At 64.5% G+C, this 24389-nt stretch carries 29 protein-coding genes and 1 pseudogene; 15 read left to right on the top strand and 15 right to left on the bottom strand.

The annotated features are described in order from the left end of the window. The first annotated feature begins 72 nt into the window (after positions 1-72). The 6 genes and pseudogenes from F6X39_RS17745 to F6X39_RS17720 all read left to right on the top strand — a co-directional run bounded on the left by F6X39_RS17745 (position 73) and on the right by F6X39_RS17720 (position 4853). Positions 73-1068 (top strand): homoserine kinase, encoded by a 996-nt coding sequence (locus tag F6X39_RS17745; protein ID WP_187617561.1) that lies wholly within the window; start codon positions 73-75, stop codon positions 1066-1068. After that, positions 1059-1865, top strand: coding sequence for a BPSS1780 family membrane protein (locus tag F6X39_RS17740; protein WP_090808390.1), 807 nt, complete (start codon positions 1059-1061; stop codon positions 1863-1865). Before F6X39_RS17745 ends, F6X39_RS17740 begins: the two co-directional genes overlap by 10 nt. 175 nt (positions 1866-2040) lie before the next feature. Then, positions 2041-2493 carry a MarR family winged helix-turn-helix transcriptional regulator gene (locus tag F6X39_RS17735; protein ID WP_090808388.1) on the top strand — a complete coding sequence of 151 codons (453 nt, stop codon included), beginning with the start codon at positions 2041-2043 and terminating at the stop codon, positions 2491-2493. A gap of 171 nt (positions 2494-2664) precedes the next feature. Continuing rightward, on the top strand, positions 2665-3084 hold the full coding sequence (locus F6X39_RS17730) for an organic hydroperoxide resistance protein (RefSeq protein ID WP_187617560.1): 420 nt from the start codon (positions 2665-2667) through the stop codon (positions 3082-3084). Positions 3085-3269: 185 nt separating this feature from the next. Further along, positions 3270-4337, top strand: a pseudogene (locus F6X39_RS17725) (cryptochrome/photolyase family protein). 57 nt (positions 4338-4394) lie between these two features. Further along, positions 4395-4853, top strand: coding sequence for a TspO/MBR family protein (locus F6X39_RS17720; RefSeq protein ID WP_090808383.1), 459 nt, complete (start codon positions 4395-4397; stop codon positions 4851-4853). 156 nt (positions 4854-5009) lie between these two features. Here F6X39_RS17720 and F6X39_RS17715 read toward each other — a convergent pair whose 3' ends face one another. Both F6X39_RS17715 and F6X39_RS17710 read right to left on the bottom strand, forming a co-directional pair. Beyond that, entirely contained in the window at positions 5010-5189 is a 180-nt protein-coding gene (locus tag F6X39_RS17715; RefSeq protein ID WP_090808381.1) for a DUF3563 family protein, read from the bottom strand. 109 nt (positions 5190-5298) lie between these two features. Next, the gene (locus tag F6X39_RS17710; protein ID WP_187617559.1) at positions 5299-6480 is read right to left on the bottom strand and encodes a PHB depolymerase family esterase; all 1182 of its coding nucleotides are present in this window, start codon (positions 6478-6480) and stop codon (positions 5299-5301) included. A 358-nt stretch (positions 6481-6838) separates the two neighbouring features. On the opposite strand from F6X39_RS17710, the gene F6X39_RS17705 reads away from it, so the two are divergent. The 4 genes from F6X39_RS17705 (at position 6839) to F6X39_RS17690 (ending at position 9915) form a co-directional block, all read left to right on the top strand. Continuing rightward, on the top strand, positions 6839-7540 hold the full coding sequence (locus tag F6X39_RS17705) for a phosphatase PAP2 family protein (protein WP_184072188.1): 702 nt from the start codon (positions 6839-6841) through the stop codon (positions 7538-7540). A gap of 192 nt (positions 7541-7732) precedes the next feature. After that, entirely contained in the window at positions 7733-8506 is a 774-nt protein-coding gene (gene modA / locus F6X39_RS17700; protein ID WP_187617558.1) for a molybdate ABC transporter substrate-binding protein, read from the top strand. A gap of 22 nt (positions 8507-8528) precedes the next feature. Then, a complete protein-coding gene (modB, locus tag F6X39_RS17695; RefSeq protein ID WP_184036157.1) occupies positions 8529-9203 on the top strand; it encodes a molybdate ABC transporter permease subunit in 675 nt (224 codons plus the stop codon). A 1-nt stretch (position 9204) separates the two neighbouring features. After that, positions 9205-9915 (top strand): sulfate/molybdate ABC transporter ATP-binding protein, encoded by a 711-nt coding sequence (locus tag F6X39_RS17690; protein ID WP_187617557.1) that lies wholly within the window; start codon positions 9205-9207, stop codon positions 9913-9915. Between the two features lie 37 nt (positions 9916-9952). Here F6X39_RS17690 and F6X39_RS17685 read toward each other — a convergent pair whose 3' ends face one another. Both F6X39_RS17685 and F6X39_RS17680 read right to left on the bottom strand, forming a co-directional pair. Beyond that, positions 9953-10798: a TOBE domain-containing protein gene (locus F6X39_RS17685; RefSeq protein ID WP_187617556.1), complete on the bottom strand. Its 846-nt coding sequence runs from the start codon at positions 10796-10798 to the stop codon at positions 9953-9955. A gap of 85 nt (positions 10799-10883) precedes the next feature. Continuing rightward, entirely contained in the window at positions 10884-11588 is a 705-nt protein-coding gene (locus F6X39_RS17680) for an SDR family NAD(P)-dependent oxidoreductase (RefSeq protein WP_187617555.1), read from the bottom strand. A 144-nt stretch (positions 11589-11732) separates the two neighbouring features. Here F6X39_RS17680 and F6X39_RS17675 point away from each other — a divergent pair, with 144 nt between their 5' ends. Further along, positions 11733-11981 (top strand): hypothetical protein, encoded by a 249-nt coding sequence (locus F6X39_RS17675; RefSeq protein WP_187617554.1) that lies wholly within the window; start codon positions 11733-11735, stop codon positions 11979-11981. Positions 11982-12040: 59 nt separating this feature from the next. Here the strand turns inward: F6X39_RS17675 and arsH are convergent, their stop codons facing one another. The 6 genes from arsH to F6X39_RS17645 all read right to left on the bottom strand — a co-directional run bounded on the left by arsH (position 12041) and on the right by F6X39_RS17645 (position 15684). Next, entirely contained in the window at positions 12041-12802 is a 762-nt protein-coding gene (gene arsH, locus F6X39_RS17670; protein ID WP_184072195.1) for an arsenical resistance protein ArsH, read from the bottom strand. After that, positions 12799-13896, bottom strand: coding sequence for an ACR3 family arsenite efflux transporter (arsB, locus tag F6X39_RS17665; RefSeq protein WP_187617553.1), 1098 nt, complete (start codon positions 13894-13896; stop codon positions 12799-12801). Before arsB ends, arsH begins: the two co-directional genes overlap by 4 nt. Next, positions 13883-14404, bottom strand: a complete 522-nt coding sequence (locus tag F6X39_RS17660) for an arsenate reductase ArsC (RefSeq protein WP_187617552.1) — start codon at positions 14402-14404, stop codon at positions 13883-13885. The genes arsB and F6X39_RS17660 overlap by 14 nt, the downstream gene beginning before the upstream one ends. After that, entirely contained in the window at positions 14401-14871 is a 471-nt protein-coding gene (locus F6X39_RS17655; protein ID WP_184057496.1) for an ArsI/CadI family heavy metal resistance metalloenzyme, read from the bottom strand. The genes F6X39_RS17660 and F6X39_RS17655 overlap by 4 nt, the downstream gene beginning before the upstream one ends. Continuing rightward, on the bottom strand, positions 14868-15200 hold the full coding sequence (locus F6X39_RS17650) for an ArsR/SmtB family transcription factor (protein WP_187617551.1): 333 nt from the start codon (positions 15198-15200) through the stop codon (positions 14868-14870). The genes F6X39_RS17655 and F6X39_RS17650 overlap by 4 nt, the downstream gene beginning before the upstream one ends. Positions 15201-15291: 91 nt before the next feature. Further along, positions 15292-15684, bottom strand: coding sequence for a tautomerase family protein (locus F6X39_RS17645; RefSeq protein WP_187617550.1), 393 nt, complete (start codon positions 15682-15684; stop codon positions 15292-15294). A 99-nt stretch (positions 15685-15783) separates the two neighbouring features. Here F6X39_RS17645 and F6X39_RS17640 point away from each other — a divergent pair, with 99 nt between their 5' ends. Beyond that, a complete protein-coding gene (locus tag F6X39_RS17640) occupies positions 15784-16635 on the top strand; it encodes a LysR family transcriptional regulator (protein ID WP_184072199.1) in 852 nt (283 codons plus the stop codon). A gap of 38 nt (positions 16636-16673) precedes the next feature. On the opposite strand, the gene F6X39_RS17635 is transcribed toward F6X39_RS17640, so the two are convergent. Then, on the bottom strand, positions 16674-17348 hold the full coding sequence (locus tag F6X39_RS17635) for a hypothetical protein (RefSeq protein WP_187617549.1): 675 nt from the start codon (positions 17346-17348) through the stop codon (positions 16674-16676). Positions 17349-17535: 187 nt separating this feature from the next. Here F6X39_RS17635 and F6X39_RS17630 point away from each other — a divergent pair, with 187 nt between their 5' ends. After that, entirely contained in the window at positions 17536-17898 is a 363-nt protein-coding gene (locus tag F6X39_RS17630; RefSeq protein WP_018424156.1) for an MbcA/ParS/Xre antitoxin family protein, read from the top strand. Further along, a complete protein-coding gene (locus tag F6X39_RS17625; protein ID WP_187617548.1) occupies positions 17895-18596 on the top strand; it encodes an RES family NAD+ phosphorylase in 702 nt (233 codons plus the stop codon). The genes F6X39_RS17630 and F6X39_RS17625 overlap by 4 nt, the downstream gene beginning before the upstream one ends. Positions 18597-18633: 37 nt before the next feature. Here F6X39_RS17625 and F6X39_RS17620 read toward each other — a convergent pair whose 3' ends face one another. The 4 genes from F6X39_RS17620 to F6X39_RS17605 form a co-directional block, all read right to left on the bottom strand. After that, positions 18634-19371: a metallophosphoesterase gene (locus F6X39_RS17620; protein ID WP_184054885.1), complete on the bottom strand. Its 738-nt coding sequence runs from the start codon at positions 19369-19371 to the stop codon at positions 18634-18636. 188 nt (positions 19372-19559) lie between these two features. Beyond that, positions 19560-20990, bottom strand: a complete 1431-nt coding sequence (locus F6X39_RS17615; RefSeq protein ID WP_187617546.1) for a cytochrome c — start codon at positions 20988-20990, stop codon at positions 19560-19562. Positions 20991-21010: 20 nt separating this feature from the next. Continuing rightward, complete coding sequence (locus F6X39_RS17610; protein WP_187617545.1) at positions 21011-22612, bottom strand: GMC family oxidoreductase; 1602 nt, start codon at positions 22610-22612, stop codon at positions 21011-21013. A gap of 109 nt (positions 22613-22721) precedes the next feature. Further along, the gene (locus F6X39_RS17605) at positions 22722-23348 is read right to left on the bottom strand and encodes a sugar dehydrogenase complex small subunit (protein WP_187617544.1); all 627 of its coding nucleotides are present in this window, start codon (positions 23346-23348) and stop codon (positions 22722-22724) included. A gap of 336 nt (positions 23349-23684) precedes the next feature. Between F6X39_RS17605 and F6X39_RS17600 the strand changes: the two genes are divergently transcribed. After that, a complete protein-coding gene (locus F6X39_RS17600; RefSeq protein WP_187617543.1) occupies positions 23685-24347 on the top strand; it encodes a DUF1345 domain-containing protein in 663 nt (220 codons plus the stop codon). The last annotated feature ends 42 nt before the right edge of the window (positions 24348-24389 follow it).

The raw sequence follows: 24389 nt of genomic DNA, 5'->3' as shown, positions 1-24389 counted from the left end.
GCCACATTCGTTTGTCTCACCTCGCACTGGCCGCACCGCGCCAGCCCGAACAACCTGATCCGACGTTTCCGCATGGCCGTCTTCACCGCTGTCAACGAATCCCAACTCGCAGAATGGATGAGTCACTACGATCTCGGCGATGTCGTCGAGTTTCGCGGCATTTCGTCCGGCATTGAAAACAGCAACTTCTTTCTGACGACGACGTGCGGCGAATACGTGCTGACGATTTTCGAAAAGCTGACAGCTGAACAACTGCCGTTCTATCTGAACCTGATGCGGCATCTTGCCGCGCATCGCGTGCCGGTACCGGATCCGATGCCGCGTCTCGACGGCGCGCTGTTCGGCATGCTGCTCGGCAAACCCGCGACCATCGTGACGAAGCTCGAAGGCACACCCGAACTCTCGCCGGGCGTCGAGCATTGCGTCGAGGTCGGCCAGATGCTCGCGCGCCTGCACCTCGCGGGCCGCGACTATCCGCGCTATCAGCCGAACCTGCGCAGCCTGCCGTGGTGGCGCGAAACCGTGCCGACGATCCTGCCGTATCTGGAAGGCGAGCAGCGCGATCTGCTGGCGTCCGAGCTTGCACATCAGGAAGCGTTCTTCGCCTCCGCCGATTACGCGGCAATGCCCGCGGGCCCGTGCCACGCCGACCTGTTCCGCGACAACGCGATGTTCGCTCACGCGGCGCCCGACACCGGCCACGAAGTGCGGCTCGGTGGTTTCTTCGATTTCTATTTCGCCGGCTGCGACAAGTGGCTGTTCGACGTCGCGGTGACGGTCAACGACTGGTGCGTCGACCTCGCGACCGGCAAGCTCGACGCCGAGCGCACCGAGGCGCTGTTGCGCGCGTATCAGACGGTGCGGCCGTTCACCGTCGAGGAAAACCATCACTGGGGCGACATGCTGCGTGCGGGCGCATACCGTTTCTGGGTCTCGCGCCTGTATGATTTTCATTTGCCGCGTGCGGCCGAACTGCTGAAGCCGCACGACCCCGGTCATTTCGAACGCATTCTGCGCGAGCGCCTGCAGGGCGTCGCGAATCCAGGCATCCATACCTCATGCAACTGATCGAAGTCCCCGCGAAAACCGGCTATGTGTGGTTCCGCCAGGGTATCTGGCTATTCCGCAAGAATCCGCTCGCCTTTCTGACGCTGTTCTTCACCTATTTGCTGGTGATGACGCTCGTGTCACAGATTCCAGTGGTCGGCGGCGTGTTGCCGCTATTGTTCATTCCCGGTGTCGCGGTCGGCTTCATGGCCGCATGCCGCAACACGATCGCGGGCAAACCAGTGTTTCCGACCATCCTTGTCGACGGCTTTCATTCGTATGGCCCGGTGGTCGCGCGGCGGCTGCTCGTGCTCGGCGTGCTGTATGTCATCGCCATGGCGCTCGTGCTGGCAGGCTCGGCGCTCGCCGACGGCGGCATGCTGCTGAAGGTGATGCTCGGCAACGCGTCGATGGACGAGAACACGATCGCCAACAGCAATATCCCGCTCGCGGTGATCACCGCGCTCGCGTTCTACATACCGGTCGCGATGCTGTTCTGGTTCTCGCCCATCCTCGCCGCCTGGCACGACGTGCCGCCCGTCAAGGCCATGTTCTTCAGCGTCGTCAGTTGCTGGCGCAATCGCGGCGCTTTCGTCGTATTCGCGGCGCTGTGGTTTGCAGTCGCAACGGTCGTGTCGATCGGGCTGTCCGTGCTGATGCAGGCGCTCGGCGCGGCCGACTTCGCGTTCGCGATCCTGATGCCCGCGACGATGATCGTCACGACCATGCTGTACTGCTCGTTCTACGCGACCTATCGCGGCTGCTTCGGCGTGCAGACGCCGCAAACGCCGGATCTGCCGACCACGCCGGCGGCCTGAACCGTCGTTCCCGCGCGGGAGCCGTTCTGGCGCCCGCGCGCGCCGCGTGTTCCGCGCGCACCTTCCCGACGTCTCTGTCGACACACCTGTTCCCGACGCTCGGCATCCTGAATCGACTTGCGGCACAATGGTTTGCGTGCAATCCATTTGCACGCTCTTTTTGCCGAGATGAATCATGACCCAGCGCCCCGCTCTCCCCTTCACGCTCGACGAGCAACTGTGCTTCGCGCTCTACTCGACCTCGCTCGCGATGACGAAAGCGTACAAGCCGCTGCTCGAAAAGCTCGGACTCACGTATCCACAGTATCTGGCGATGCTCGTGCTGTGGGAAACCGACGACGTCACCGTCAAGGACATGGCCGCGCGCCTGAATCTCGATCCGGCGACGGTCACGCCGCTGCTCAAGCGCCTCGAAGCGCAGGGACTCGTCGAGCGCGCGCGCGGCACCGACGATGAGCGCCTCGTTTACATTCGCCTGACGGGCGCGGGCAAGGCGCTCAAGCGTCAGGCGCGCGACGTGCCCGGCGAAATCTTCTGCGCGACGCAGCAGACGGCGGACTTCCTGCTGCGTCTGCGCGACGACCTCACACGCCTGCGCACGACGCTCAACGACTTCATGGACCAGTAGTGCGATAACTGAAAAGGACTAATTCCGGTTCCATCGCCAAATTCATTTGCACACAAATGATTTGTGTACTATCTTGGCCACCTGCCGCTTCGCTAGCGCTTCGCCAGACCGGCGAACCGGCAGCCAGCGGCAAACAAGCCAACCCTGACACCCCAGACTAGGAACCGCACCATGAACATCCTCTACAAGGCAAGCGCAACGAGCACCGGAGGCCGCGACGGCCGCGCCGTATCGTCGGACGAAGCATTGAACGTGAAGCTGGCGGCACCGCGTGAACTCGGCGGAAATGGCGCAGCAGGCACGAATCCCGAACAGCTGTTTGCAGCCGGCTACTCGGCCTGTTTCCTGAGCGCCATGAAGTTTGTCGCCGGCCAGCGCAAACAGGCCCTGCCGGCCGACGCGCAGGTTTCCGCCGACGTCGGCATCGGTCCGAACGACAAGGGCGGCTTCGCGCTCGACATCGACCTGCGCATCACTCTGCCGGGTCTGGCTGCGGACGCTGCCAGGGAACTGGTGGATGCAGCGCACCAGGTCTGCCCGTACTCGAACGCTACGCGTAACAACGTCGCGGTTCGTCTGCACGTCGCTTGAGGTCAGGTCGGCCGTTGCGCCGATCAGCAATGCCAAGAAGAACCGCTCACGGCGCATTACCCTGCGCCGTCGCGAGCAGCGTCCGCACCCTGCACAATAGGGCCGGGCGCTGATTGTTTTCGCGCGCACGGCACGCATCCTGCGTAGCCGGTCCTCGACCACCTTCAGCCCGAGCGCCTCTCCCGATGACACGCGCCCGCCGCCTGCACGACAGCTTCGACTCCGGCCTCGTCTGGTTCCGCCGCGATCTGTGCAGCACCGATCATGCCGCGCTGTACTACGCGCCCAAGCATTGCGAGCGTATCTGGTGCGTGTTCGTGTTCGACACGACGATCCTGCAGCCGATTGTCGATGCCTGGCAGACGCGCCACCCAGGCGAGCCGGTGCAGGATCGCCTCACTCGACCAGCTCGGCTTCGCGCCTGGCAACCTGACGGACTTGCAACTGCCCGCCGGCATGAGCGGCGCCCAACAGCTGTTCGACGATTTCCTCACGCGCATCGACAGCTACGCGGAACGGCGCGATTTCCCCGCTGCGAAAAGCCGAGCTATCTGTCGGTGCATCTGCGCTTCGGCACGGTGTCGATCCGCACATTGGCGCGGCTCGCGTACGAGATGTCGCTGCAACCCGACGGCAAAGGCGCCGCGACGTGGCTGTCGGGACTGATCTGGTGGGATTTTTACTTCATGGTCCTCGCGCACCACCCGCGCCTCGCGAAAAGCGCGCCGTTCAAGCCGGAATACGAGCAGTTGCACTGGGAAAAAGGCCGCTCGGCCGACGCAGCGTTCGCCGCCTTGCGACGGCCGCACCGGCTATCCGCTCGTCGATGCCGCGATGCTGCAGTTGAACCAGATCGGCTATATGCACAACCGTCTGCGGATGGTCACGGCAAGCTTCCTCGCGAAGGATCTCGGCATCGACTGGCGGCTCGGCGAGCGATACTTCGCCGATTTGCTGAACGACTTCGATTTCTCGGCGAACAACGGCGGCTGGCAGTGGGCCGCCTCGACCGGCTACGGCGCGCAACCTTACTCCCGTATTTTCAATCCGGTCACGCGATCCGAAAAATTCGACCCCGACGGCGCTTTATCAAACGATATCTACCGCAGCTCGCGAACTTGCCGGCAAAATGGATTCACGCGCGGTGGCTGGCCGGCGCGGAGCGGCTCGCGGAATTCGGTGCATGGTACGGCGGGAATTATCCCGAACGGATCGTCGACCAGGCACAGGCCCGCGAGCGCACACTGGCTTGATACGGAAAGTGAGTGCCTGCTCACATTATTGAATAAGAAGGTCTGAAGGGGGCGAAGATGCGCCGTCTGCCGTCGCTGCTCGTGTTTTTGATCCTGACGCTGGCGGCCGGCTGGGCCGCGAGTCTGTCTCTGCCGGACGCGTGGTACACGGGCCTGCAAAAGCCTGTGTTCAATCCGCCGAACTGGGTTTTCCCACCGGTCTGGACCGTACTTTACGTGCTGATGGCGTTTTCCGCGTGGCGCGTGTGGAAGCGCGACGGCCTGACCGCGGCGATCGTACTGTGGGTCGTGCAACTGGTGTTCAACGCCGCGTGGATGTGGCTGTTTTTCGGCCTGCATCGGCCGGAGACGGCGCTGATCGACATCCTGATTCTGCTGCTACTGATCGTGATGCTGACGTATGTGTTCTGGCGGCGCGATCGCCTCGCGGGCATTCTGCTCGTGCCGTATGTCGTGTGGGTCGCGTACGCCGCGCTTTTGAACTACGCGTTGTGGCAGCTGAATCCGGCTGCTTGAGTGGAGTCTGCCAAGCGGGCGCGAAGGCCGCGCGATGAGAAAAGGGGAGTGCGCGACACGGGCAATGGCCTTGATGGCCAACCCCAAACACCAGCGCCTCACCACGCGCCGATGTTCCGATTGCTGACTGCCTCACGCCGATTACAGGCAGTCGGCTTAGCCGTAGTGCTGGCTCATCCACGACGGACGCGCGTTCGTCTCTTGATCGAGCTTGCGCATGCGGAATTCGAGATCGTAGAGATCGGTCGCTTCAGCGAGATAGGCGTCAGCGCGCTCCTTCGCGAGCTGGTCCGGCGACTTGGTCAGAAACAGGAACAGGCGGCTGATCAGATACATGGTTCACCTCGGCAGTGATAGCTAGGCGGTTACGCCTAAGGGATAACCCGTATTATAGGGAAAACCCTGATTACATGCCACTGCTCATTTTCGAGGTGTTGCTCGGACGTCACCGCCCGACCGACGATGCCGCCAATCCTTCCGCGATGCGGCCCGCGTCGTCCGTACGACGTTGATGCCGGAAAAACTCCCACAGCATGGCGCTCGCGTCCGGGCCCTTGGACGAATGGAAGGGCAGCGCATCGTCGCCGCCGGCCCATGCGTGACCCAGCCCCTGCACACGACAAACCCGTACCACGCGCCGCCCGCCGCGCAGATAATCGCGCATCACGACGCCATTTTTGCGGTCCTCGCGCGTCTCGCCGGCTTTGCGCGCGCCGTTTGCGTCAATGAGGCGGTTCAGACGCAGGAACTGCGTCGCCAACTGGTCCGCGTTGACTGGCGCCACCACATGGTCGGCATCGCCGTGGACGATCAATGCCGGCATGCCCGGGTATTGCGCGACGTTCGTGGTTTCGTCGACGAGTTCCGCCGGCTCGCGACGCGCGCCGCGCCGCATCACGTCCATCGCGGTAATGCCGGAGCGCGCCTCGCCGAAAGCGGGGCCGGAATGCAGCGCGACCGCGGCGAAATGCCCGGGGTACTTGACGGCCAATAGCGCGGTCAGCCCCGCGCCCGCCGAAATCCCCGCCACGTAGACACGCGCGCGGTCAAAGCCGTGTTGCTCGACCAGCGAATCCACCAGCGACACGACCGCGCGCGCTTCCGCGCCGCCCGCGTTATCGCCGGCATCGTACCAGTGCCAGCAGCGGTGCGAGTGCGCGTGCTTCGATTGCTCCGGATACACGACCGCGAAGCCGTAGCGGTCGGCGAGCAGGTTCATGCGCGTACCCTCGGCGAATTCGTCGATCGACTGCGTGCAGCCATGCAGCATCACGACCAGCGGCATCGCCTCATGCGCGTGCCCGGACGGGATATAGAGCCCGTACTGCAGGTGATTGACCAGCCGGCCCGGCGCGGCCGGCGCGGAATGGAACGAGCGCGTCCACGCGCCGCTCGCCCACGCGGCCGCGCGTGGACGCACGCGCGACTCGCGCGGCGCTTCGCGTTTCATCGGCGTGCGTAGCGCGGCAGCCGGCTTCAGTGGATGAGCCTTGCTCGACGGTTTGGTGGTGGCGGCGCGAACCGGTCGCGCCTGCGCTCGCTTGGCGGTTTTTTGCGCGTGTTCGGTTTGGATCGCGAGCAGGCGCTTGAAACCACGAAGCCAGATTTTCGACAGGCTTTTTGCCATCGGCGATAACCTCGCAAAAGGGACAAATGCGGACCCCAAAACTGCGGATCAGATGAAGTTGTGCAATGCACAATAACATCATTTTTCCTGCGGCGCTGAACACAGCGCCGCTCTTCGTGCCCCATTTCGATCGTCGCGAACCTTGGCGGGGCCCTGTCGTCAAACCACGTCGATAGCCGTTCGGCAGCTCACATTCGGCGTGCAAAAGCGCTGTGCGCCGCAAGACCGTCGCGCGACACCCGACTATACTGGCGGTTGATCTCCCGACGTGTCGATCCGGGCCGCATCGGCGTTTCGTGCCGGCCGCGCGCCGATTTCCACCAACCCGATTTCACGCGACCCGCGTCGCGCTCCCGCCATGCCCGATTTACCGATCCACCTGTGGTATTCGATCACCAGCCTCGGCGGCGCCGGCTTGACGCTGCCGCTCGCGCTCGCCATCGCGCTGTGGTTGGCGGTCGGCTACTCGTGGCGGCTCGCGGCCTGCTGGCTCGCGCTGCTCGGTACGGCGATCGGCGTCGTGACCTTGACCAAGCTCGCCTTCCTCGGCTGGGGCGTCGGCGTGCGCGAGCTCGATTTCACCGGCGTCAGCGGTCACTCCATGCTGTCCACGGCCGTCTATCCGGTCGCGCTGTTTTTGATGCTATTGCCGGCGCGCCGCGCCGTCCGGCTGCTCGGCGTGCTCGGGGGGCTTGCCGCCGGCCTGGCGGTGGGCTTGTCGCGCGTGGTGCTGAGCGCGCATTCGCCGTCCGAAGCCGTGACTGGCTGCCTCGTCGGCGCGCTCACCGCGCTCGTGTTCGTGCGCATCGCGTGGAATGCGGAGCCGGGCCGGCTGTCGGCGCTCCCGGTCACCGTCAGCCTGATGGTGCTGGCAATCCTGATGCACGGCGTGCACGTGCCCACGCAGCGCTGGGTCACGCATATCGCATTGAAGGTGTCCGGCCACGACCGGCCGTTCATTCGCGCGAAATGGCTGTCCCCACGCGACATTCGACCGTCGGCCGCGCCGCTGTCGCAAACGCGCAATACGCTCCAGCCGATGCGCGCGTCGGACATCTGAGCACGCTGCGCCGGCCCTTCCGCCGCGTTTTCAAGCTTCCTTTTACAGTTTCGTAGCAATTCCCTCGCTCTTCACGCCATACGTGAAGCGCTGCGCCGAATCGACCGTTTCGCGCACCGCTATAACCGCGCATATATTACGATAGCGTTTTTAAGCTATTGCTTCCCGTTCACGTCAGACTCCAGGTCCTTCATGACACCCTCTTGCCATCTGAAGCAGTACGCGCTGTGCGTCGCAGCCGCCGTCGCCGTCGTGGTCAGCGTCAAGGCCCACGCCGATGAACTGGTGGTCTCGGCCGCCGCCAGCCTGACCAATGCGTTCAAGGCGGTCGGCGACGCGTTCGAGCAACAGCATCCGGGCACCAAGGTTCTGTTGAACTTCGGCGCGTCCGACGTGCTGATGCAACAAATCGTCAAAGGCGCGCCCGCCGACGTATTCGCGTCCGCGGATCAGAAGGCAATGGACAAGGCCGCCGCCGAAAAGGTGATCGTGCCGTCGACGCGGCGCGACTTCGCCGCCAACTCGCTGGTGCTGATCGTGCCAGCCGACAGTCATTTCGCGCCCGCCAACCTCAACGCGCTGACGACCGCGAACGTCAAGCGAGTCGCGTTCGGCGATCCGGCCTCGGTGCCGGTTGGCCGCTACACGCAGGGCGCGCTTCAGGCCGCCGGCGTGTGGGACGCGGTCAGCGCGAAGGCGGTGCTCGCGTCGAACGTGCGTCAGAGCCTTGATTACGTCGCGCGCGGCGAAGTCGACGCCGGCTTCGTGTTCGGCACCGATGCCGCGATCATGCCCGACAAGGTCAAGGTCGCGCTGAACCTGCCGACGCAAACGCCGATCAGCTATCCGATCGCGCAGGTCGAAGGAAGCCATCACGCGGCCGACGCGCAAGCCTTCATCGACTTCGTGCTGTCGCCGGCCGGCCAGGCGGTGCTCGCGAAGTACGGCTTCAAGCCGGCGCATTGATTCACGGGGAGAGCACACGCTCATGCAACAGGCCTGGGTTCCGCTGCTGCTATCGCTGAAGGTCGCAGGCTGGGCCACCGCGCTCACTCTCGTGCTCGGCGTCGCGGCCGCGTTCGGCCTGTCGCGCTGGCGCTCCGGCGCGCGCGACGTGATCGATTCGCTGCTGATGCTGCCGCTCGTGCTGCCGCCCACCGTGCTCGGCTATTACCTGCTCGTGCTGCTCGGCCGACGCGGCGTGATCGGCGCGTGGCTCGACCGCTTCGACATCCAGCTCGTCTTCACGTGGCAGGGCGCGGTGATCGCGTCGACGGTGGTCGCGTTTCCGCTCGTGCTGAAGTCCGCGCGCGCCGCCTTTGAAGGCGTCGATCCGCAGTTGGAGCGCGCGGCGCGCACGCTCGGCGTCAGCGAAGCCGCGGTGTTTTTCCGCGTGACGCTGCCGCTCGCCGCGCGCGGGATCCTCGCGGGCGGCCTGCTCGCGTTCGCGCGCGCGCTCGGCGAATTCGGCGCGACGCTGATGATCGCGGGCAATCTGCCAGGCCGCACGCAGACACTGTCGGTCGCGGTCTATTCGGCGGTGCAGGCCGGCGACGACAGCACCGCCAACTTCCTCGTGCTCGTGACATCGGTCGCGTGCGTGACGATCCTGCTGCTCGCCGGGCGTCTCGTGCCGCAGCACACGCTTCTGAGAGCCCGCTGACATGCCGCTCAACGTCGCCATCCGCAAGACCTTCGAGACCGCCGAGCGGCGCTTCTCGCTCGACGTCGCGTTCAGCGCGAGCACGCAGCGGCTCGTGCTGTTCGGGCCGTCGGGCGCGGGCAAGAGCCTGACCTTGCAGGCGATCGCCGGCTTGCTGCGTCCCGATGAAGGGACCATCACGCTGCACGGCACCACCTTGTTCGATAGCGCGGTCGGCATCGATCAGAAGCCGCAGGCGCGCAAGATCGCGTATCTGTTTCAGGACTACGCGCTGTTTCCGCATCTGAACGTGCGGCAGAACATCGGCTTCGGGCTGCGCCGGGGCTGGCTCAATCCGCGTGCGCGCGGCGCGCATGCGCAGGTCGATTACTGGCTCGATGCGCTCGAATTGAGGGGCTTGGCGGGCAATCACCCGGCGCAGCTGTCGGGCGGGCAGAAGCAGCGCGTGGCGCTCGCGCGCGCGCTGGTTTCGCAGCCGCGCCTGCTGCTGCTCGACGAGCCGTTTTCCGCACTGGATAGTGAGTTGCGCCAGCGCATGCGACGCGAGCTATCGGACCTGCAAACGCGGCTCGATATTCCGATGGTGCTGATCACGCACGATCCGGACGACGTCGCCGCATTCGGCGATCAGGTCGTGCAGGTCAGCGACGGCCGCGTGCGCGAGGATCATCCGTTCGCAGGATATGCGCGCAGCGAGGCGTCACCTCGTTGAGCGGGTGGCATTGCGCCTTCGTTACGCCCCGGCAACCTCAATCCTTCACGCCAAGTATCACGCTCGACGCCTTGAACACCGCGACCGCGCTCGCGCCTTCCTGCAAACCGAGCATGTCGACGCTGCCATTGGTGACGACCGCCGTGACCACCGCGCCGCCTTCGAGCCCGAGCGACACTTCCGCGTTCACCGCGCCGCGCTTCACGCGGTGCACGGTGCCAGACAACTGATTGCGCGCCGACAGGTTCAACGGCGCATCGCGATCGCCATCACCCGGTACGAGCAAAACGACCCACGACGCCTTGATCAGCGCAAACGCCGCCACGCCGACCGCGAGCCCGAGGGCTTCGGTGCTCTCGTGCGTGAGCACGGCGACGATCGTGTGGCCGCCGGGCAGCGCGAGCGACACTTCGTCGTTGACGGTGCCGCGCTCGATCGCCGACACCGTGCCGTAGAACTGATTGCGCGCGCTCGTTTTCACGCCGATGCGGCCGATCAGGTCCCAGTCCGTCGCGAAGCCTTCGCCGATCGCCGCGCCGGCGCGTTCGAGAAAGCGCCGATGCTCGCGCTCGACCGCGCGAAACGTCTCGATCAGCTTCACCGCGCGCGGCGTCAGCGTCGTGCCGCCGCCGCCCTTGCCGCCGGTCAGACGCACGACGAGCGGCTCGCCGGCGAGGTTGTTCATCGTGTCGATGGCATCCCACGCGCCTTTGTAGCTGATGCCGACCGCCTTCGCCGCGCTCGTGATCGAGCCGGTCTCGCCAATCGCCGCAAGCAGCGCGATGCGGGCCGCGCCGCCGAGCGTCTGCGTGCCCGCCTGAAACCAGACGGAGCCGCCGAGTTCGAGGGCATCGCGGGGAGGATCGGGGCGGTCGACGGTCATGGCAGAGAGTGGTTGAGGGTACGTGGTAGGGCGGCGAATCATTATAGCGACGCGCTCTTCCGCCGCTGGCCCCTACGCTTGCCGCTCACCATGGCACGACTCTGCCGAGGTAGTCGAGGTAATGCAAACCGGCACGGCCCTCGTAAGCGTCGATCGTGCTGACCAGGTTCGGGATGCTTTCGTCGATGCTCAGACGCGCGTCCGGCCCGCCCATGTCGGTTCGCACCCAGCCGGGCGCCATCAGCAGCAGGGTTCTGGTATCGCTTCGATGACGCGCGGCAAAGCTGCGCATGAACATGTTGAGCGCGGCCTTGCTGCCGCGATAGACCTCATAGTTGCCATTCTCGTTGTTGGCGACGCTGCCCTGCCCCGACGACATCACGCCGATCGTGCCAGTCGGCCGAACGAGATCCTGCAAGGCCTCGACGACCCGCATCGGACTCAACGCGTTCGTCACCATCACGCGCACGAATTCGTCGGTCGATACATCCGCAATCGTTTCACTATCGTCGTTCTTGACGCCGGCGTTGACGAACAGCAGGTCGATCGGACGTCCTTCGAGGCGGCCCCGCAACGCGGCGACCTGTTCGGGCATCGTGATGTCGACCGTTTCGACTTCGAGTGCGTCATGTGACGCTTTCGCAAGCTGAAGGAGTCTGGTCGTGGAATTTTGTCTGCCGGTCGCGATGACTCGCCAGCCGCGCTTCAGATACTCCTCGACCATCGCGAAGCCGAGACCGCGCGAGGCGCCGATCAGAAGCACGGTTTTTTGCTGGTTTGCGGATTGCATGGAACGTTTCCTGTCGATGGACTCGGGTTAAAGCCGGTCCAGGAAATATAGTCCCGCGTGATACAGCGCGGAAGATGCAATGCTTGCACTTACCGACCGTGAATCGTCGACAATGAGCAAACGCCCGAACCAGGAGACCGCGCGATGTCACCCTCTCGTGAATACTGGTTCCCAGCCAAACGCTATGGCTGGGGTTGGGGCCTTCCCGTGCGCTGGCAAGGATGGATGACGCTGCTCGCGTATGTCGTGTCGCTCGGGGTGGTCGTTTTCCGGTTTCAACCCGCGGGTCATCCGCTCACGTTCGCCTTGCTGGTCGCGCTATTAACCGTGGCTCTCGTGGTCGTGTGCCGGCTGAAGGGCGAGCCGCCGCGCTGGCGGTGGGGTAAGGACTAGCAAGTCCGCTCAGCCACGCCAACACCCGCGTCTCCAGCCGGGTTTGCAGGTGGTCGGGTTCATTCGGTTTCGCTGTCGTCGGTGTCGGCATTGGAGTTGATTTCGTGTCGCATCGCCGAGCCTGCAAGTACGCTCGCTTGCAGGGGCGCGGCCTCCTTGCGCTCGCTGTATCGATCGGTCAGATAGTCCGAACGGTCCCGCACGAGCAGCGTGAACTTGATCAGTTCTTCCATCACGTCGACCACGCGATCATAGTAGGACGAGGGCTTCATACGGCCATCGGAATCGAATTCCTGGTATGCCTTCGCGACCGACGACTGATTGGGGATGGTCACCATCCGCATCCAGCGGCCAAGCACGCGCAGCGCGTTTACCGCATTGAACGATTGCGAGCCTCCGCACACCTGCATCACAGCCAGCGTGCGCCCCTGGGTCGGCCGTATTCCCGCGCTTTCGAGCGGCAGCCAGTCGATCTGATTCTTGAATACGGCCGTGAGATTGCCGTGGCGTTCCGGACTGCACCAAACCTGCCCCTCCGACCACTCGGACAGCTTGCGCAGTTCGACGACCTTCGGATGATCTGCCGGGACGCTATCGGCGAGCGGCAGGCCGTGCGGGTCGAATACCCGCGTTTGCGCTCCGAAATGACGGAGGATGCGCTCGGCTTCGAGCGTCAGCAGCCGGCTATACGACGTTGCTCGCAGCGACCCGTAAAGCAGCAGGATGCGTGGCGGATGCGTTGAAGTGGTCACGGGTGCCAGCTTGTCCACGTCCGGTATATCGAGGTGAATAGGGCTGACGTTCGGCAGATCACTCATCACGATCCGTTTCTCCCCAAGTTGGGCGCGACTTTCCGCTGCCCTGATTCGTACCATGCTTGCGAACGGTTCACGACCCCCACGACGAGCAGCATCACGGGGACCTCGATCAGAACCCCAACCACCGTCGCCAGTGCGGCACCCGAATGAAAGCCGAACAGGCTGATTGCGGTGGCCACGGCGAGTTCGAAGAAGTTGCTTGCGCCAATCAGACTCGACGGGCCAGCGACGCAATGTGCGACGCCCAGCTGGCGGTTGAGCAGGTAGGCCAGTCCCGAGTTCAGAAACACCTGAATGAGGATTGGCACGGCGAGCATCGCGATCACCAGCGGCTGCTCAACGATCTGCCGACCCTGAAACGCAAACAGCAGGACCAGCGTCACGAGCAAGGCGCAGATGGACCAGGGACCGAGACGGGCAACGACGCTACGGAAATGCGCTTCGCCCTTTCGAAGAAAGCGTTGGCGCAGCAGTTGCGCGAGGATGACCGGGATCACTATGTAAAGGCCAACCGAAGCGATCAGTGTGTCCCAAGGCACTGTAATCGCGGACAGCCCGAGTAGCAACGCGACGAGTGGCGCGAACGCCACGACCATGATCGAGTCGTTCAGCGCGACCTGCGACAGAGTGAAATACGGGTCGCCCTTGCACAGCTGCGACCACACGAAGACCATTGCCGTGCACGGCGCGGCGGCGAGCAGGATGAGACCTGCGAGGTAGCTGTCGAGTTGCTCGACGGGCAGCCACGGCCTGAACACGTGACGAATGAACACCCAGCCCAACACGGCCATCGAGAACGGTTTGACGAGCCAGTTGACCACGAGCGTCACGCCGATGCCGCGCCATTGGCTGCCGACCTGCTTCATCGCCGAGAAGTCGATCTTGATGAGCATCGGGATGATCATCACCCAGATCAGCACGCCGACGGGCAGGTTGACGTGCGCGAGTTCCATGCGCCCGAGCGCCTGAAATGCGCCCGGCAACAACTGGCCGAGTATCACGCCTGCCACGATGCACAGCGCGACCCACACCGTCAGATAGCGCTCGAAGAAGCCGATAGCCGGGCGCGCGGCTGCACGAGCCTCAGCGCGACTCATTGGTTTCCTCTGCCGGACGCTCGCCAATGGCACGCATTTCGCGCTGGATTGCGTCGTGGTTGAGCGCGTGCAGCGGCAGGTTCACGAACTGGCTCACGCGATTCATGATCTGTCGATAGACGTTGTCGAAAACTTCGCGCTTCTCGTCGTCGGTTCCCTGGCAGGCTGCGGGATCTTCAAAGCCCCAGTGCGCGCTGATCGGCTTGCCGGGCCAGATCGGGCAGACCTCGCCCGCGGCCTGATCGCATACGGTAATGACGAAGTCCATCTGCGGCGCGTTGGGCGTTGCGAACTCGTCCCAGCTCTTACTGCGCATCTTCGCGGTGTCGTAGCCCAGTGCCGCGCATTTCTCGATCGCGAACGGATTGACTGCGCCGGATGGATGGCTGCCCGCGCTGTACGCGCGAGACTGTCCTTTGCCGAGCACGTTGAACAGCGCCTCGGCCATGATGCTGCGTGCGCTGTTGCCGGTGCAGAGAATCAGTACGGAATACGGTTTGCCGCTCATGTGCGGCTCCGAAATGAAATGCTTGTCTGGGACGGAGCGCAGCAGGCTGCCGCGGATTCGTTTGCTGCCAATGCCTCCTGGGTATGAGATTGCCCATAGATGGGAGCCGATTCGAGCGTCAGAAAGGTTTCCCAGGCCACGCCTTGCGGATCGACGGTCCACGCCTTGTCCGACTTCGCGTAACAGCATGTCGTGCCGCTCTGGTGCTGCACGGGAACTTCAGCGGCGGCGAAGCGCGCGTTCATCTCTGCCAGTTCCTCATCGGTTTCGACCTGGATGCCAATGTGATCGACGCCAGGTTTCGCCCCGCGTTGCGAGATCGCGAAGTTCACGACGGGGTCGCTCAACTCCCACTTGCAGTAATCGCTCTTGATGACCGTCGGCTCGACGTTGCCAAACATCGCGCTGTAGAAGCGGATGCTGTCGGCGAGATTGTCGACAGCCACGTGAATGTGCATGCGTTTCATGTTTCGTCTCGGCAGCAGTTGGAAAGGTCGCTCGCGGCGCACGATGCACCGGAGCAGCAGTTCTCTGTGAGGAAGTCGATCAGCGACGTCATCGCGTCGAAGTTTGCGGTGTAGATGACGAAGCGCCCTTCCTGTCGCGGACTCACCAGTCCGGCGTGTGTCAGGTCTTTCAGGTGGAATGAAAGGCCGGAAGGCGAAATGCCTAACTGCTGCGCTATTTCGCCAGCCGCCATGCCTTCGGGGCCGGCAACGACGAGCTGGCGAAAGATCGCGAGACGGGATTCGTGAGCGAGCGCGCCGAGCGCGCGTACGGCATTGATCGTGTCCATAAAGACACTATATCCACTTCACCGCTATATTTCAATATTTGTTGAAATATCGCAATTTGGTCGGTGGTTCGCTCTTTGATGACGGATGGCGCTAGTCGGGACGGCTTGCGTACTGCGCAATCCCATTCCCAAACGACCAGTTCTCCTTCTCGACCTCGACGAGATTGATGAACACATCCTCGGGCCGCACGCCCGGCGACTTCCCGAGTTCATCGACGATGCGCCGATACAGCGCCTTCTTCTGCTCGACCGAGCGCGTGTTGCTGACGGTCAGTTGGATCACGACGAGATCGTCGCCGCGCTCGATATTCTGGTACTGCCGGTCATAGATCATGTTGTCGGTCGTATGCTCGGTGATCAGCATGAACATGTCGTCCTTCGGCACGTTGAACGTATCCACCAGCGAGCGCTGGATACCGGCGCTCAGCGCCTGGCGGTAATCGGCCGGCTTGCCGGCGCGCAGTGAGATCCGGGTGAGCGGCATGATGGGCTCCTTGTTTGCGGTGTTGGGTTGAACACAGCTTAGGCGCGCTCGGTCATAATAAACAGATATCCCTGTCTATTTCATCCATTTCCATCCGAAATGAAAGTCCTCGATCTCGATGCGGTGCGCGCCTTCGTGCTGGTCGCCGATCTGCGCAGCTTCACGCGCGCCGCAGACGCGCTCGACACCACGCAATCGGCCGTCAGCCTGAAGCTGAAGCGACTGGAGGCGCACCTGGGCAAGCAGTTGCTGGAGCGCACGCCGCGCATCGTGCGTCTGTCCGCCGACGGCCACGCGTTTCTCGGCGCCGCGCGCGAGTTGCTGAACGCGCACGAGCGTGCGCTCGGCGCGCTGTCGGTGGAGCGGCGGCGGCTCGTGCTCGGGCTCAGCGAGCACGTTGCGGGCTCCGATCTGCCGCACCTGCTCGGCCGGCTCAACGCACACGATCCGGGCCTCGTGGTCGAGTTGCATATGGGCACATCGGCGGCGTTGCTCGCGCAGTTCGACGAACGCCGGCTCGATGCGGCGATCGTCCGCTACGGCGCCGACGAACCGCCGCGCGATGACGCGCAGACGCTATTCAGCGAACCCCTCGGTTGGCTCGCGACGCCGACATGGCTGCCGCGAGTCGGTGAGCCGCTAGCGCTCGCGCTATTGAGCCCGCCGTGCAACGTGCGTGACGTCGCGTTGCGCACGCTGACGGCGGCGGGGATCGCCTGGCAGGAGGTGTTTGTGGGTGGTGGCGTCGCGGCAGTGGGCGCGGCTGTGGCCGCTGGGCTCGCCGTGTCGCCGCTCGCGCGTCGGGTTGCGCCGCGCGGTCTGATCGACGTCGGCGTGCGGCTCAGCCTGCCGGCGCTGCCGGAATCGCGTGTGACGCTGCATTCGCGCGTGCGCGAGGCCCGCTCGGCGGAAACGCTGCGGCTGCTTGCAAACGGCCTCGCCACGGCGTGACGCCCGACCGATGCCACACCGCGCCGCTCGAAGCAGTCTTAGTGGATGATCGGCGGCAGCGAACCGCTGCTGGCGGTCGCCGGATTGGGTACGGAGCCCATCGGCGCGATGTCGCTAACGTTTGCGGACGCGTCCGGCGAAGTCCGCACGGGCGGTTTGATCAGATTCGCACGGGAAAGCGCGGGCTTCGCCGCGACCTTGTCCACATGCGGACGCGCGGTGTGAGCCGCCGCGAAATCGGTGTGCACGACCTTGCCCCGAGCCGGCTTCGCGTGCGCCAGTTGCACATGTGGCTGCGCGTGCTTCGCGGTCTGCGCGGTCACGGTCGGGTGCGACCGGTTCGGCCCCGACGCCGCGACTTTCGTACCGCCTTTCACGTTCCCGCCCGCCACGAGATGTTTCTCGCCGTTCTCATGCGCCGCGAGTTTGCCGCCGTGGGCCGCGCCGGCCGACGCGACATGGGTTGCCGCGTGCCGGGCGCTCGCCGTCTGCCGCGCATGCGCACCAGCTTTGGTCTTGATTCCGCCCTTGGCGCCCGCCTTCACTTTCACCACCTCGGGTTTTTTCCGCGCGTGCGCCTGCCGGGTAACGTGTCCGCTCGCGATATGCCCGCTCGCCTCCGGCGGATTCCACACTTCCGCATAACCGGCAGCCAACGCCACCTCCGACACACACCACACGGCCAGCGCCGCTGCTACTGCTCGAACCCGCATCTGCTGCTTCTCCTGATCGACGACTGCCAAAACGAGCCGGGATTATATTCTCTTGCAGAAATCCACTTTTGGACTAATATCATTAAACAGTACACATAGGGACCTACCCGCAATGACTCACGCTGCCCGAATTTCCTCGCCCGAGGCATCGCCGCGACAATCGCTTTCGGAACCCACGCTGACGCAGATGTCCGCGGCCGGTCTGCGTGCGTTCTTCAACATCGCGCGCGACTGGGACCTGAGCGCCGACGAGCAGATCGTGCTACTCGGCAAGCCGGGCCGCTCGACGTTCTTCAAGTGGAGGGCGACGCCCGAGACCGCGCGCCTCAGCCACGACACGCTGGAGCGATTGTCGCTGCTGCTCGGCATCTACAAGGCGCTGCAGATTCTGCTGCCGCAGCCGAGCGCCGCCGACACCTGGGTCAAACGTCCCAACAGCGCGCCGCCGTTCGGCGGCAAACGCGCGCTGGACCGCATGCTGGCGGGCAACATCAGCGATCTCGTGGCCGTGCGCCAGTATCTCGACGCAATGCGAGGCGGCTGGGCGTGACACAACCGCAATGGCAGGACCGCTGGACCAGCGCAGCGCTCGATTGGTCGCCCGCGTATCGCGTGATTCCGACGCGCTTTCCGGCCATCAACCTGTTCGATCGGGTCGCATCGCCGGAGGATTTCGACGCGCTGTACGCGCTCGAAACGATGACCAACGACCGTCTGCGCACCGAAATCGGCGAACTCGATCTGGTGCCGCGCGAGGAGCGCCGTTTCGGGCCCGGCTACGGGCCGATCATGGCCGCGCTCACGCATCTGAATCCGCTCGGCAGCCGCTTTTCCGACGGCACCTACGGCGTGTTCTATTGCGCGCGTTCACGCGCGACTGCGATCGCCGAAACACGCTATCACACGGGTCAGTTTCTCCAGGCGAGCGCCGAGCCGCCGATGCGTCAACAGATGCGTCTCTACACGGTAGTCGCACAAGGCAGCGTGGTCGACTTGCGTCGCGACCCCGAGTTCGATCCCGCCGTGCTGTCGCCCGACGACTACCTTCCCGGACAGGCGCTCGGGCGCGCGGTACGCGCGTCGGGCGCGCCGGGCATCGTGTATCCGTCGGTGCGCGACAGCGCTGGCGAATGCCTCGCGGCATTCCGCACGATGCTGCTGCGCGACTGCCATCACGCGGCATACCTCGAATACAACTGGAACGGCAGGAGCGTCGATATGGTGTTCGAGTTGAATCAGGTCGGGTGACAGAAGAGCGGCGAAGCAGCGCGGGGACTTCAGCCGTTCAAGGCAAGGCCAATTCCGCCGCCCCTTCCGCGCGCGCGGCCTCGACCGAGATCGACCAACGACGCAACGCCTGCGGCTGCACGATCGTCAACGTGCCGTCCGGCCCGAACGCGCCCGTATCGATGAACACTTGCGAGCCGATCTGCGTGATGTCGCGCACCGGCGTATGGCCGCAATAAGTCAGCGACAGCCCGCGCTGCCGCAGCGGATCGCCGTTGCCCAGCGCGAGCTCGCGACCCCACAGCAATTGCTGGCGCGTTTCGGCCGAATAATTGCCCGCGTCGAGCTCGGCGTCGGAGCCGAAAAATTCGGCGTGCAGAACGTTGAAGCGCGCCTTGCCGCTGCCGATCACGCGCACGAGCGGCAGCGTGCGCAGATGCTCGGCGTAATAGCGCAGACGCTCGTCGGGCACGTCGGCCGCCCACGCGCCGCCGATGCCGTACCACCACTGCCGCCGCAAGCGGCCGTCGGCGACCGCGCACAGCGCGTCCTCGTGATTGCCGAGCACCGCATGGAACCACGGCTTCGCGAGCAGCGCGAGCGCCTGCTCCGAGTGCTCGCCCCGATCGACCAGATCGCCGACCGAAAACAGCCGGTCGCACGTCGGATCGAACGCGATCTGACGCAGCAGGTAGCGCAACGCGTCGACGCAGCCGTGCAGATCGCCGACCACGAAATCGCGGCCGGCCTCGTTGGCGTCGTGATGCTGAACGAAGTTGGCGGGGGTGGAATTCATTCCACCATGATAATGCGGCCGACGCGCACGCGTATGCGGGGTGCCTATCGTATCCGCACGCTTCATCGAGCAAGAAAGACATCGAACGACGCAAAAATGACGCTGAAACGGCACATTTGCGGTATGCGTTACCGGAAATGCACGTTTGCGCGAGTCACTCCTGGCGCGCGCCCGAGTCGTCCCGCGCGCTATTGCAGCGTGCGCAGCTTCGCCACCTGGTCGGCCGCGATCGTCGCCTGCGGATTGCCGAACTGTTTCGTCACGTAGTTGGTGATCGCCGCGATCTGCTCGTCGTCGAGATGGCCGCCGAACCCGGGCATCAGCACGTCCGCGTGCGCGGTCGTGCGATTCACGCCGTGCAGAATGACCAACGCGAGATTGTTCGCGTCGTTCGCGCCGACCGTCGAGTTGTGGATCAGCGACGGATACGCGCCCGGCGCGCTCGCGCCCACGCCCTGCCCGGTCCAGCCATGACAGGTCGCGCAATTGGCGACGAACAGCTGCGCGCCGTTCACGCCGGTGATCGCGGTGCCGCGCATGGCGGTGACGTCGCTGGCCGGCTTGCCCCATTGATGACGGGGACGCGCGTCGCCGCCGCTCACGGCCGGCACCGAGCGCAAGAACACGACGATCGAGCGCAGATCCACCGGCGTCAGGTACTGCGTGCTGTTCGCGACCACTTCGCCCATCGGGCCGGCCGCGTTTGCGCGGCTCGGCGCCGCGCCGGTCGACAGATACGCCGTGAGTTCGTCGTCGCGCCAGTCGCCGACGCCGCTCAGCTTGTCCGGCGTGATATTGAACGCATGCCAGCCGGCCTGCACCGCACCGGAGAAACGCGCGCTCGACTTCAGCCCCTGCATGAAATTGCGCGGTGTATGGCATTCCTCGCAATGCGCGAGCCCTTCGACCAGATACGCGCCTCGGTTCCATTCGGGGCTCTGTTTCGGGTCCGGCACGAAGCGCCCCTCGGTGAAGTTGAACATGTTCCAGAACACCATTAGCCAGCGCTGATTGAACGGGAACTTGAGGCTGTTCGAGGGCGGCGTGTAGTGAATCGGCGCGAGCGTGTTCAGATACGCGCGAATCGCGAGCACGTCCTGTTCGGTCACGCGTGTGTAGGCGGTGTATGGGAACGCCGGATAGAGCCGCTCGCCGCCTTTGCCGATGCCTTCGTGCATCGCGCGCATGAAATCGGCGTCGCTCCATTGGCCGATGCCGGTGTCGGGATCGGGCGTGATGTTCGGCGTCACGATCGTGCCGAACGGTGTGCTGATCGGCAGGCCGCCCGCGAATGGGCGCGACTTGTCCGCCGTATGGCAGGCCGCGCAATCGGCAGCACGGGTCAGGTATTGGCCGCGCTTCACGAGTTCGCCATTCGCGGCCTTGCCGGCGAGCATGGCCGGGCCGCCGGCCGAAGCCTGCGCCGCGTCGCCGGCGCGCGCCTGGGTGATCGGCATTTCGTCGGTCGAGTCTGCGGCCGGGCCGTGCGACTCGTGCCACGCTATCGACAGCGCAAACAGCGAAAACGCGGCCGCGAGCGCCGCGCCGCCGAAGCGGCGGCGCTGGTTGACGTGCATCAGCGCAGGGTCCGGCTGCACGCGACAGGTGTTCTTCGTCATTGTGGCTCTCCGGTCGGCGCTCAGATTTCGCGCTTCAGCTTGTCGCCCAGTTTCAGCGACAGTGCGGCGATCGTCAGCGTGCAGTTCACCGACGCGGCGGTGGGCATCACGCCGCTACTCGCGATGAACAGGTTCGAATGATCGTGCGTGCGGCAGTCCGCGTCGACGACCGAACTCGCCGCATCGCTGCCCATGATCGTCGTGCCCATGATGTGATTGTTGGGCGCGAAGCTGTCGTCGAACGAGACCTCGGTGCCGCCGAATAGCGTCGCGATCTGCGCATACAGTTCGTGCGTATTGGCGGCGCTCTTCTTCACGTAGTCGTTGATCGAGTAGTAGATCTCGGGCTGAGGAATCCCGAGCGCGTCCTTGTGATCTGCCGACGGCACGATGCGGTTCTGCGGCTCCGGCAGATGTTCGTGAAAGCTGTTGATGTTCAGCGTGCGCGCCGCGCGGTCGCGAATCTGCCGGTCGAGCTCGGCGCCGGTCAGGCCTTTTTTCAGCAGGTCGGCGGTGACGCCCATCGTCGGCACGCCGTTCGACAAATGCAGCTTCTTCGACGAGTAATCGGAGCGGAACGCGCCGTCGCGGAAGTTGACGATCGAGGTCATCTCCATCGGACCACGGCCGGGCCACAGCGGTTCGTTGGCGAGAAACGTGACGCCGGTGCCGGGATGGTCCATCAGGTTGCGGCCCACCTGATCGGAGCTGTTGCCGACGCCGTGCGGGAATTTGTCGGAGGTCGACATCAACATCAGCTTCGGCGTTTCGATGCCGTTCGCCGCGAGCACGAACAGCTTGCCGGTGACGCGTGTGCTATTGCCGTTCGGGTCCTTGTAGTGGACCGCGGTGATGAGCCCTTTGTCGTCCGCTTCGATGCGATACACGACCGCTTCGGGAATCAGTTTCGCGCCGGCCTGCTCGGCCTTCTCCGCGTGAATCACGCCGTTGTACATCGCGGCGATCGGGCAGATCGGCATGCAGTTGTTGTTGCCGCAGCAGGTGGGCCGCGCATCGTACGGCCGGCTGTTGCGCGCGACCGGTTCGGGCACGACCTTGAAGCCCTGCGCGTTGAGCACGTCGCTGAACCGCTGATCCATGTACGACAGTGGCAGCTGCTGCATCGGATAGGGCTTCGAGCGCGGCGAACCGAGATCGATCGAACTATCGGGACCGGACACGCCGAGCTGCACTTCGGCGGCCACGTACCACGGCTCGAGCGTTTCGTACGGATACGGCCAGTCGCGCCCGACGCCATACAGCTTGCGCAACTGGAAGTCCGACGGCAGCAGCCGCCACGCGGCGGCCGCCCAGTGCCAGGTCGTGCCGCCGACCAGCCGCACGTATTGTGAGTTGTACGGATAATCGCCCTTCTGGATCAGGTAGTTGTTCGCGGGCGCGTACTCGGGATGCGGCGCGTAAGGCGTCGACGGATACGGCGTCGCGAAGTCGGACCTGGCCGGCGAGTTGCGGAAGTTCTCGACGATCTGCCAGCGCGGAATGCGCGGCCCCGCTTCGAGCAGGATCACCGACGCGCCCGCCAGCGCCAGCTGATGCGCAACCAGACTGCCGGCGACGCCGGAGCCGACCACGACGATATCGGCGGATTGTGTGTTTGCCATCGTTTCTCTCTTCGATGCCCTGCCAGTTGCGGGCTTTGTTCGTGCGACGCTTGCGGGTCCGGCGTGCTGGTTGCGCTGCTGGCGTGGCCCGCTCGCGGGCTCGCGCGGCTCACGCGGGCGTCGGCTTCTGCGTCCAGTAGAACGGCACGTCGCGGCAATAGGAGGGAATCGTGAGCACGTCTTGCACGGGCTCGAACATCAGCGCCTTTTCATACGCGATCACCTGGACGTGCGGCATGTCGCCGACGAGGCCCAGATACCACGCGCGCATGATCGCGCCGACCGTTTTCGCGAGCGCGGGCTGGTCGGTCTGCAGCGCCTGCGTGACCGTATCGGACGGCACGCCGCCGTGGCCTTGCAGCCACGTGTTCAGCGCCGCGACGTTCTGCGCGAACTGGTTATCGGCACGCGACAGCGCATCGTAGACACGTTGGCCAAGCACGGTATCGAAACTGCTACGACCGGTGAGGTGTTGCGAAAGCGCGAGGAAGGCATCGAGTCCGCCCCCGGCTGGCCGCGTATCGGCGAAGGCGGGCGCGATCCACGCCAGCGAACGGCTCGCGCCGGCGAACGCGAGCGCCGCGGCCGTCGCGCACGAGCCGAGCACCCAGGCCCTGCGCGAAGCGGAAAACGACGGCGGCAAGCCGGTGAAACGTGTGGCATTGCGATAAGACTTCGCTCCTTGCCGATGCGTCACGTGGGGATGCGCATCGTTATCCTCAGGAACATCTGTCATGGGGGCTCCAGATGATGAGTCGTTCTCGACGAGCAACGCGGCGAGGGCATGATGCCGTTCGCCTGCCGCTTCGTTTGCTCTTCCCCAAACCTGGTCTTACGCCGCTTCAGCGGTCTCGTATCCGTGCGCGTGATTCACGCGCGCCGCATGTGCGGTGTTGCATGCATGACCGCAACGATTGCTGCCGTTATCTACCAATCGCCTTTCAAGTGAAAGCGGCGCGCAAGGCCGCCGCGAAAGACTATAGCCTGTGACCCACCATTCGACAATCGGTCCGCGTTGCACGCGTAGAATCCGCGACACCGCCTGCCCTACACTTCGTCGTTCATCGAATCCATGTCCATCAACTACTATCCCCAGCTTCTTCGCAATCGGCCCCGCACGGTGATCGGCCTCGTGATCGGGATCGTCGTCGCGTTCCTCGTGCCCGGTCATACGAGTCCGATCGCCCGCACACTGATCGGCTGGGACGCGGCCATCTGGAGCTACCTGCTGATGATCTGGGTGCATATGGCTCTTGCCGACGAGCACCGCGTGCGCGAATACGCGATGCGCGACGACGAAAACGCGGGCGTCGTGCTGGTCGTCATTTGCGTCGCGACGATCGCGAGCATCGCCGCGATCGTGCTCGAACTCGCGTCGGCCAAGGGCGCGGGCGGCGCAACGACCGTCTGGCACTACCTGCTGACCGGTCTGACGCTGATCGGCGCATGGTTTCTGATTCCGACGATCTTCACGCTGCACTACGCGCGCCTCTACTACGACACGGACGCGCAAGAGACCGCGTTGAAGTTTCCCGATCACCATTTACTGCCGAACTACTGGGACTTCCTGTACTACTCGTTCACGATCGCGGTCGCGTCGCAGACTTCCGATGTCGTGTTGCGCTCACGCGAAATTCGCCGCGCGACGCTCGCCCAATCGGTCCTGTCGTTCTACTTCAACGTCGCGGTGCTCGGCCTGTGCGTGAACATCGCGGCGGGGCTGCTGGGTTCGTGACACGGCCGCTGCGCGGCGTTCGGATGAATTTCATGCGAGTGC

This window comes from Paraburkholderia sp. UCT2 (assembly GCF_014397665.1).
Taxonomy (GTDB): Bacteria; Pseudomonadota; Gammaproteobacteria; order Burkholderiales; family Burkholderiaceae; genus Paraburkholderia; species Paraburkholderia tuberum.
Note: the sequence above shows the minus strand (reverse complement) of the source record. Positions and strands in the feature narration are given on the sequence as shown.

What these genes read in the sequence shown, in the direction of transcription:
- F6X39_RS17650 (WP_187617551.1), bottom strand. Translation starts at nt 15,200, where the DNA reads ATGGACACGATCAATGCCGTACGCGCGCTCGGCGCGCTCGCTCACGAA.
- F6X39_RS17710 (WP_187617559.1), bottom strand. Translation starts at nt 6,480, where the DNA reads ATGGCAAAAAGCCTGTCGAAAATCTGGCTTCGTGGTTTCAAGCGCCTG.
- F6X39_RS17735 (WP_090808388.1), top strand. Translation starts at nt 2,041, where the DNA reads ATGACCCAGCGCCCCGCTCTCCCCTTCACGCTCGACGAGCAACTGTGC.
- F6X39_RS17705 (WP_184072188.1), top strand. Translation starts at nt 6,839, where the DNA reads ATGCCCGATTTACCGATCCACCTGTGGTATTCGATCACCAGCCTCGGC.
- F6X39_RS17690 (WP_187617557.1), top strand. Translation starts at nt 9,205, where the DNA reads ATGCCGCTCAACGTCGCCATCCGCAAGACCTTCGAGACCGCCGAGCGG.
- F6X39_RS17715 (WP_090808381.1), bottom strand. Translation starts at nt 5,189, where the DNA reads ATGTATCTGATCAGCCGCCTGTTCCTGTTTCTGACCAAGTCGCCGGAC.
- F6X39_RS17685 (WP_187617556.1), bottom strand. Translation starts at nt 10,798, where the DNA reads ATGACCGTCGACCGCCCCGATCCTCCCCGCGATGCCCTCGAACTCGGC.
- F6X39_RS17605 (WP_187617544.1), bottom strand. Translation starts at nt 23,348, where the DNA reads ATGACAGATGTTCCTGAGGATAACGATGCGCATCCCCACGTGACGCAT.
- F6X39_RS17640 (WP_184072199.1), top strand. Translation starts at nt 15,784, where the DNA reads ATGAAAGTCCTCGATCTCGATGCGGTGCGCGCCTTCGTGCTGGTCGCC.
- F6X39_RS17740 (WP_090808390.1), top strand. Translation starts at nt 1,059, where the DNA reads ATGCAACTGATCGAAGTCCCCGCGAAAACCGGCTATGTGTGGTTCCGC.
- modA (WP_187617558.1), top strand. Translation starts at nt 7,733, where the DNA reads ATGACACCCTCTTGCCATCTGAAGCAGTACGCGCTGTGCGTCGCAGCC.
- F6X39_RS17730 (WP_187617560.1), top strand. Translation starts at nt 2,665, where the DNA reads ATGAACATCCTCTACAAGGCAAGCGCAACGAGCACCGGAGGCCGCGAC.
- arsB (WP_187617553.1), bottom strand. Translation starts at nt 13,896, where the DNA reads ATGAGTCGCGCTGAGGCTCGTGCAGCCGCGCGCCCGGCTATCGGCTTC.
- F6X39_RS17745 (WP_187617561.1), top strand. Translation starts at nt 73, where the DNA reads ATGGCCGTCTTCACCGCTGTCAACGAATCCCAACTCGCAGAATGGATG.
- F6X39_RS17600 (WP_187617543.1), top strand. Translation starts at nt 23,685, where the DNA reads ATGTCCATCAACTACTATCCCCAGCTTCTTCGCAATCGGCCCCGCACG.
- F6X39_RS17660 (WP_187617552.1), bottom strand. Translation starts at nt 14,404, where the DNA reads ATGAGCGGCAAACCGTATTCCGTACTGATTCTCTGCACCGGCAACAGC.
- F6X39_RS17655 (WP_184057496.1), bottom strand. Translation starts at nt 14,871, where the DNA reads ATGAAACGCATGCACATTCACGTGGCTGTCGACAATCTCGCCGACAGC.
- F6X39_RS17635 (WP_187617549.1), bottom strand. Translation starts at nt 17,348, where the DNA reads ATGCGGGTTCGAGCAGTAGCAGCGGCGCTGGCCGTGTGGTGTGTGTCG.
- F6X39_RS17680 (WP_187617555.1), bottom strand. Translation starts at nt 11,588, where the DNA reads ATGCAATCCGCAAACCAGCAAAAAACCGTGCTTCTGATCGGCGCCTCG.
- F6X39_RS17645 (WP_187617550.1), bottom strand. Translation starts at nt 15,684, where the DNA reads ATGCCGCTCACCCGGATCTCACTGCGCGCCGGCAAGCCGGCCGATTAC.
- F6X39_RS17675 (WP_187617554.1), top strand. Translation starts at nt 11,733, where the DNA reads ATGTCACCCTCTCGTGAATACTGGTTCCCAGCCAAACGCTATGGCTGG.
- F6X39_RS17630 (WP_018424156.1), top strand. Translation starts at nt 17,536, where the DNA reads ATGTCCGCGGCCGGTCTGCGTGCGTTCTTCAACATCGCGCGCGACTGG.
- modB (WP_184036157.1), top strand. Translation starts at nt 8,529, where the DNA reads ATGCAACAGGCCTGGGTTCCGCTGCTGCTATCGCTGAAGGTCGCAGGC.
- F6X39_RS17610 (WP_187617545.1), bottom strand. Translation starts at nt 22,612, where the DNA reads ATGGCAAACACACAATCCGCCGATATCGTCGTGGTCGGCTCCGGCGTC.
- F6X39_RS17620 (WP_184054885.1), bottom strand. Translation starts at nt 19,371, where the DNA reads ATGAATTCCACCCCCGCCAACTTCGTTCAGCATCACGACGCCAACGAG.
- F6X39_RS17720 (WP_090808383.1), top strand. Translation starts at nt 4,395, where the DNA reads ATGCGCCGTCTGCCGTCGCTGCTCGTGTTTTTGATCCTGACGCTGGCG.
- F6X39_RS17615 (WP_187617546.1), bottom strand. Translation starts at nt 20,990, where the DNA reads ATGACGAAGAACACCTGTCGCGTGCAGCCGGACCCTGCGCTGATGCAC.